Source organism: Kribbella sp. NPDC031520 (assembly GCF_055580825.1).
This window is the reverse complement of sequence record NZ_JBVIKS010000011.1, coordinates 1-1845: the sequence shown is the minus strand read 5'-3', so window position 1 is coordinate 1845 and position 1845 is coordinate 1. Positions and strand designations below refer to the sequence as shown.

Annotated in this window: 1 rRNA gene; it reads right to left on the bottom strand. The window is 56.7% G+C overall.

Going from position 1 to position 1845, the window contains the following annotated elements:
- Positions 1–110: 110 nt before the first annotated feature.
- Positions 111–1635, bottom strand: a 16S ribosomal RNA gene (locus ACZ5BU_RS36575).
- Between the last annotated feature and the right edge of the window lie 210 nt (positions 1636–1845).

Here is a 1845-nt window from a genome sequence, read left to right as displayed (position 1 = left end):
CACCTAATGGTCAATGTTCCACATTCCGAAGCACCATCGCCCAAGAACATTCGCCTTGGAAACGATGAATGGACACCAGACTCAAAGAGCCGGCGCCGTATGCTCCTTAGAAAGGAGGTGATCCAGCCGCACCTTCCGGTACGGCTACCTTGTTACGACTTCGTCCTAATCGCCAGCCCCACCTTCGACGGCTCCCTCCACAAGGGTTAGGCCACCGGCTTCGGGTGTTGCCGACTTTCATGACGTGACGGGCGGTGTGTACAAGGCCCGGGAACGTATTCACCGCAGCGTTGCTGATCTGCGATTACTAGCGACTCCGACTTCATGGGGTCGAGTTGCAGACCCCAATCCGAACTGAGACCGGCTTTTTGGGATTCGCTCCACCTTACAGTTTCGCAGCCCTTTGTACCGGCCATTGTAGCATGCGTGAAGCCCTGGACATAAGGGGCATGATGACTTGACGTCATCCCCACCTTCCTCCGAGTTGACCCCGGCAGTCTCCTATGAGTCCCCACCACCCCGAAGAGCGTGCTGGCAACATAGGACGAGGGTTGCGCTCGTTGCGGGACTTAACCCAACATCTCACGACACGAGCTGACGACAGCCATGCACCACCTGTATAGGACCCTTACGGACCCCCCATCTCTGGAGGATTTCCCTATATGTCAAACCCAGGTAAGGTTCTTCGCGTTGCATCGAATTAATCCGCATGCTCCGCCGCTTGTGCGGGCCCCCGTCAATTCCTTTGAGTTTTAGCCTTGCGGCCGTACTCCCCAGGCGGGGCGCTTAATGCGTTAGCTGCGGCACGGAGGACGTGGAATGTCCCCCACACCTAGCGCCCAACGTTTACGGCGTGGACTACCAGGGTATCTAATCCTGTTCGCTACCCACGCTTTCGCTCCTCAGCGTCAGGTAAGGCCCAGAGAGCCGCCTTCGCCACCGGTGTTCTTCCTGATATCTGCGCATTCCACCGCTACACCAGGAGTTCCGCTCTCCCCTGCCTACCTCTAGTCTGCCCGTATCGGAAGCAGGCTCGGGGTTAAGCCCCGAGTTTTCACTCCCGACGTGACGAACCGCCTACGAGCCCTTTACGCCCAATAATTCCGGACAACGCTCGGACCCTACGTATTACCGCGGCTGCTGGCACGTAGTTGGCCGGTCCTTCTTCTGCAGGTACCGTCACTCTCGCTTCGTCCCTGCTGAAAGAGGTTTACAACCCGAAGGCCGTCATCCCTCACGCGGCGTTGCTGCGTCAGACTTTCGTCCATTGCGCAATATTCCCCACTGCTGCCTCCCGTAGGAGTCTGGGCCGTGTCTCAGTCCCAGTGTGGCCGGTCGCCCTCTCAGGCCGGCTACCCGTCGACGCCTTGGTAGGCCATTACCCCACCAACAAGCTGATAGGCCGCGAGCCCATCCCCAACCGCCAGAACTTTCAACCCCACCCCATGAGGAGCAAAGTATTATCCGGTATTAGACCCCGTTTCCGAGGCTTATCCCAAAGTTGAGGGTAGGTTGCTCACGTGTTACTCACCCGTTCGCCGCTCGTGTACCCCCGAAGGAGCCTTACCGCTCGACTTGCATGTGTTAAGCACGCCGCCAGCGTTCGTCCTGAGCCAGGATCAAACTCTCCGTTGAAAAATATGACAAACAATCCCGAAGGACCGTGAGTCGACAACATCAGTTGATCCTTTGAACATCAGAAACAAAACCATTACTGGCTTGTCATCCGTATATATTTCAAAGGAATCCGCCACAGACATTGAATGCCTGTAGACGGGGTTAATGCATCTTTCGGCATTGACTTTCGGCACGCTGTTGAGTTCTCAAGAATCGGACGCACACCGC